The organism is Nocardioides sp., from assembly GCF_036401255.1.
In the GTDB taxonomy this organism is placed as follows: domain Bacteria; phylum Actinomycetota; class Actinomycetes; order Propionibacteriales; family Nocardioidaceae; genus Nocardioides.
Window position 1 is genome coordinate 1 of sequence record NZ_DASWVI010000474.1, and the last position, 4,639, is coordinate 4,639.

A 4,639-nucleotide genomic window follows, 5' to 3' on the forward strand; every position below is an offset into this window, starting at 1 on the left:
CCGTCACACGAGAGCGCCCCGATGAACCCGCAGTCGGCGAGGAAGTTGTTGCCCGGCTCGATCACGCAGAACTCGTTGCCGTCCGGGTCGGCGAGCACGACGTGGCCCTCCTCGGGCAGCTGGCCCACGTCGATGTGCCGCCCGCCGAGGGAGAGCGCCCGGGCGACCGTGCCCTCCTGGTCGGCCGGCGAGGTGCTCGTGAGGTCGAAGTGGATGCGGTTCGCGATCGTCTTGGGCCGCTCCGTCGGACGGAAGCGGATCCGGAACCCGGTGTCGTCTGCGGGCACCAGGCTGGTCGGCTCCCCGGGGTCGGGCTCCCAGCCCAGGACCCCTGACCAGAACCGGGTGAGGTCCGCGGGATCGGTGGCGTCGACGGTCAGCGCGATCAGGTCCGAGGCCATCTCGGCACGCTAGGTCGGTGCCCCCGGGAGCCGCAACGCGTTTTGGAGCCGCGTCAGGACGGCGACCGCAGCTGGTCCTCGACGTACATCGGCCGCGCGACGTACGCCGCCAGCGCGAACAGCGGCAGCGCGAGCAGCAGCAGGACCAGCAGCGGCAGGTTCCAGCCGTCGGACGCGTCGTGGATCACCCCGATCAGGAACGGGCCGACCGCGGCGACCAGATAGCCGGTGGACTGGGTGAACGCCGACAGCGCGGCCGTGCCCTGCGGGGTGCGGGCCCGCAGCCCGATGAGCGTCAGGATCAGCGGGAACGTCACCGTCCCCACACCGACGATCACCGCCCACAGCGGCGCGAGGGCGTGCGGCGCCACCATCAGGCCGATGTAGCCGACGGGGTACGCCGCGATCACCGTGAGCATCAGCCGGCGCGGGTCGGCGCTGCGCGCGAGCACGTTCGGCAGCCATAACGACAGCGGGATGCTCATCCCCGCGACGACGCCCGCGAGCAGGCCGGCCACGGTCGCCGAGTAGCCGCTGTCGCGCCACAGCTGGGCGAACCAGCCGAAGATCACGTACGCCTGCAGCGACTGGAGCCCGAAGAACAGCGCCATCGCGACCCCCAGGGGCGTGCGCGCGACGTCGCCGTACCGGATCGACCGCGGCGCCGTCTCGAGGTGCCGGTCGTGCGCGATCAGCGACAGCCAGGGGGCCGCGGCCAGCACCGCGAGGACCGCCCAGGCGCCCAGGCCCCAGCGCCAGCCGCCGAACGCGTCGGAGATCGGCACGGTCAGCACCAGCGCGGCGGTCAGCCCGACCGACAGCGCGGTCGTGTAGATCGCGGTGACCCGCCCGATGTGGTCGGGGAAGTGCAGCTTGACCAGCGACGGCAGCAGCACGTTCGCCATCGCCATCCCGCCGAGCGCCACCAGTGAGAGCAGCAGGAACAGCGTCTCCTGGTCGGTGAGCACCCGGCCGACGAGGCCGGCGATCGCGGCGAGGATCGCCAGCAGCGTCACCCGGTGGATGCCGATCACGTGCGCGGCGGCGGGTGCGAGCGCGCCGAACACCGCGAACGCGATCACCGGCAGCGAGGTGAGCAGCCCGGCGGTCGCGCCGGACATCGAGAACGTGTCGCGCACCTCCGCGAGCACCGGCCCCACGCTGACGGCGGTCGGCCGGAGGTTGAACGACAACAGGACCAGACCGACCAGGACCAGGACGGCCGTACGACGCTCGGAGGTGCTCACTCGGGCGATGCTCTCACCCGGGTCCGCACCGACCTCTGGGGGTGGCCGTTGGCAAGATGGCGACCATGCGACAGGTGAGCGACGCCGAGCGGCGAGCCCGGCTGGCGCGGCGCCACGCGCTCGCGCCCGACCACCGGGTGGCCAGCCCCGAGGCCGCGACGTACGCCATGACCGTGCTGCACGCCACCGAGGCGCCCACGGTCTACCTCTCCCTGTGGGCCCGCGTCGACGCCCTGACCATCGACGACGTCGACCGCGCGCTCTACGACGACCGCACCCTGGTCAAGCAGCTGGCGATGCGGCGCACCCTGTTCGTGTTCCCGCGCGACCTGCTGCCGGCCGCCTGGGGGAGCGCGTCCGCCCGGGTCGCCGCCATGCACCAGGCACAGCTGGCCAAGGTGGTCGAGCAGGCCGGCCTCGCCACCGACGGCGCGGCGTGGCTCGCCACCGCGCGGGCCGCGGTCCTCGCCCATCTCGCGGGAGGTGCCGAGCTGTCGGCCCAGCAGCTGCGCGAGGAGGTGCCGGAGCTCGCGGGCCGCCTCGACATCGGCAAGGGCAAGTACGCCGCCAACGTCTCCGTTGCCCCACGCGTCCTCACCCAGCTGGCCGTGGAGGGCCTCCTGGTGCGCGGCCACAACGCCGGCCACTGGCGCACCGCACGCCCGCGGTGGACGCTGACCCGGACCTGGCTCGACGAGGTCCCCGCGCCCGCCAAGGAGCGCGAGGGCTACGCCGAGCTGGTCCGCCGCTGGCTCACCACGTTCGGTCCCGGCACCGAGGCCGACCTGGCCTGGTGGCTGGGGGCCACCAAGGGTGCGGTCCGGGCGGCCCTCGCCGACCTCGGGGCTGTCGAGGTCGGGCTCGCGGACGCAGGCACCGGCTGGGTGCTGCCCGACGACCCGCTGCTCGAGGCCCCCGAGCCGCCGGTGGAGCCGTGGGCGGCGCTGCTGCCGGTGCTCGACCCGACCGTGATGGGCTGGAAGGAGCGGTCCTTCTTCCTCGGCCCCCACGCCCCGGCGCTGTTCGACACCAACGGCAACGCGGGCACGACCGCCTGGTGGGACGGCCGCGTGGTCGGCTGCTGGGCGCAGGATCCCGACGGCGTCGTGGTGCTCAACCTGCTCGAGGACGTCGCCGAGGCCGGGCGCCGGGCCCTGGTGGCCGAGGCGGAGCGGCTCACGGCATGGCTCGACGGTCACCGGGTGAGCACGGTGTACCCCTCGCCCGCGATGAAGCAGGCGCTGGCCCCGTAGCCTTGACCGGTGCCCGAGCAGCCCGAGCAGCAAGCCCCGCCCGTCCAGCGCCTGCGGATCCGCTACGCCAAGCGCGGCCGGCTGCGGTTCACCAGCCATCGTGACTTCAGCCGCGCGTTCGAGCGCGCGATCTTCCGGGCCCGGGTGCCGATGGCCTACTCCTCGGGCTTCAACCCGCACCCGCGGATCTCGTACGCCGGCGCCGCGCCCACCGGGTCCGCGAGCGAGGCCGAGTACCTCGAGATCGGGCTGGCCGAGGCCCAGGACCCGGCAGCGGTGCGGGCCGCCCTGGAGGAGGCGCTTCCCGACGGGCTCGACGTGATCGAGGTCGTCGAGTCCGCGGGCGGCGCACTGGCCGACCGGCTGGAGGCCAGCCACTGGCTGGTCGACCTCGAGGCCACACCCGAGGCGAGCGCCACCGCGGTCGAGGCGTTCCTGGCGGCCGAGGAGGTGCTCGTGCAGCGGATGACCAAGAAGGGGCTGCGGGAGTTCGACTGCCGGGCGGCGGTCGTCCGGTTGGCGGCCGAGCCTCGGGACGCCGGTTCGCGGCTGGACCTGGTGCTCCGCCACGGCGTCCCCTCGGTGCGACCCGACGACGTGCTGGCCGGCCTGGCGGCGGCCGGCGGGCTCGAGACCGAGGGCGCGCCGCTGCTGACGCGGCTCGCACAGGGGCCGCTCGACCCCGCCACCGGCGAGATCGGCGACCCGCTGCGCGGCTGAGGGTGCCGGCCCCCTCGACGAGGTGTGCGATACTCGCAGTGATCGCCCGGGCAACCGCCCGAACGATCCGACGACGTTCTCGCCGCCCCAACCCAGGGTCGGCACGCTGGCTGGACGTTCGTCCCACCAGACCGCGACGCGGCCCGGTAGGTCGGTGACAGAGACCCACCGCGAGCCTTCGGGCACAGGCCATGCGACCGCGGCAGGCGGGTCGACGTGCACCGGTGACGCACCGCGGAGGGTGTCGCCGCCACACGACAGGCTTTGCGTCGTCGGCCCTGAACACCCGGGTGGACGACGTCGGACTCGCCCGGGCGCACGGCGCCGGGGCCTAGGAGCACACACCATGCCCGACGATCTCCAGGCCGGGACGGACACTCCCGCCACCGCGCCCGAACCCACCGCCGAAGCCACCGCCGACAAGCCGGCGAAGAAGGCGGCGGCCAAGAAGGCCGCGACCAAGAAGACGGCGGTGAAGAAGACGGCGACCAAGAAGACGGCGGCGAAGAAGACCGCCGCGCCGGCCGACGAGCCGGCGCTCGACGCCCCGCTGCTGGACGCACCCGCTGACATCCCCACGGACGAGCCGGCCCCGACGCCCGTGAAGAAGGCGACCGCCAAGAAGGCCGCCAAGAAGGCCCCGGCGAAGAAGGCCGCCGCCAAGAAGACCGCGACGAAGGCGGCTCCCGAGCCGGTGCCCGCGGAGGAGTCCGCGTCGGCCCCACACGGCGACCCCCTGCTCGAGGCCGGGGACGCCCCGGGCGCTCCGGCCGTGCTGTTCCAGGCCCCCGAACCGGCCGCCAAGCCGGCCAAGAAGGCGGCCAAGAAGGCGGCGGCGAAGAAGACCACGGCCAAGAAGACCACGGCCAAGAAGACCACCAAGAAGGCCGCCGCCGAGGCGCCGGCCGAGGCCGACGAGCAGGCCGCTCCGGTCGACGCGACCGAGGAGCCCGCCGACCAGACCGAGCAGACCGCCGCCCCCGAGGGCGCCGAGAGCGCTGAGACGGAGCCGGGTGAG

4 protein-coding genes and 1 pseudogene are annotated in these 4,639 nt (G+C 74.1%); 3 read left to right on the forward strand and 2 right to left on the reverse strand.

Annotated features, from left to right (window positions below; translation table 11 throughout):
- Together VGD85_RS21780 and VGD85_RS21785 are read right to left on the reverse strand one after the other, a co-directional pair.
- Nucleotides 1-401 (reverse strand): VOC family protein (locus tag VGD85_RS21780; RefSeq protein WP_331065529.1); only part of this gene is annotated, 401 nt, incomplete at its 3' end.
- Nucleotides 402-454: 53 nt separating this feature from the next.
- Nucleotides 455-1,648, reverse strand: coding sequence for an MFS transporter (locus VGD85_RS21785; protein ID WP_331065530.1), 1,194 nt, complete (start codon nt 1,646-1,648; stop codon nt 455-457).
- Between the two features lie 65 nt (nt 1,649-1,713).
- Between VGD85_RS21785 and VGD85_RS21790 the strand changes: the two genes are divergently transcribed.
- The 3 genes and pseudogenes from VGD85_RS21790 to VGD85_RS21800 all read left to right on the forward strand — a co-directional run.
- A complete protein-coding gene (locus VGD85_RS21790) occupies nt 1,714-2,901 on the forward strand; it encodes a winged helix DNA-binding domain-containing protein (RefSeq protein ID WP_331065531.1) in 1,188 nt (395 codons plus the stop codon).
- 9 nt (nt 2,902-2,910) lie between these two features.
- Nucleotides 2,911-3,621, forward strand: a complete 711-nt coding sequence (locus VGD85_RS21795) for a TIGR03936 family radical SAM-associated protein (protein WP_331065532.1) — start codon at nt 2,911-2,913, stop codon at nt 3,619-3,621.
- A gap of 346 nt (nt 3,622-3,967) precedes the next feature.
- A pseudogene (locus VGD85_RS21800) lies at nt 3,968-4,639 on the forward strand (ribonuclease E/G); the annotation flags it as partial.

What these genes read in the sequence shown, in the direction of transcription:
- VGD85_RS21790 (WP_331065531.1), top strand. Translation starts at nt 1,714, where the DNA reads ATGCGACAGGTGAGCGACGCCGAGCGGCGAGCCCGGCTGGCGCGGCGC.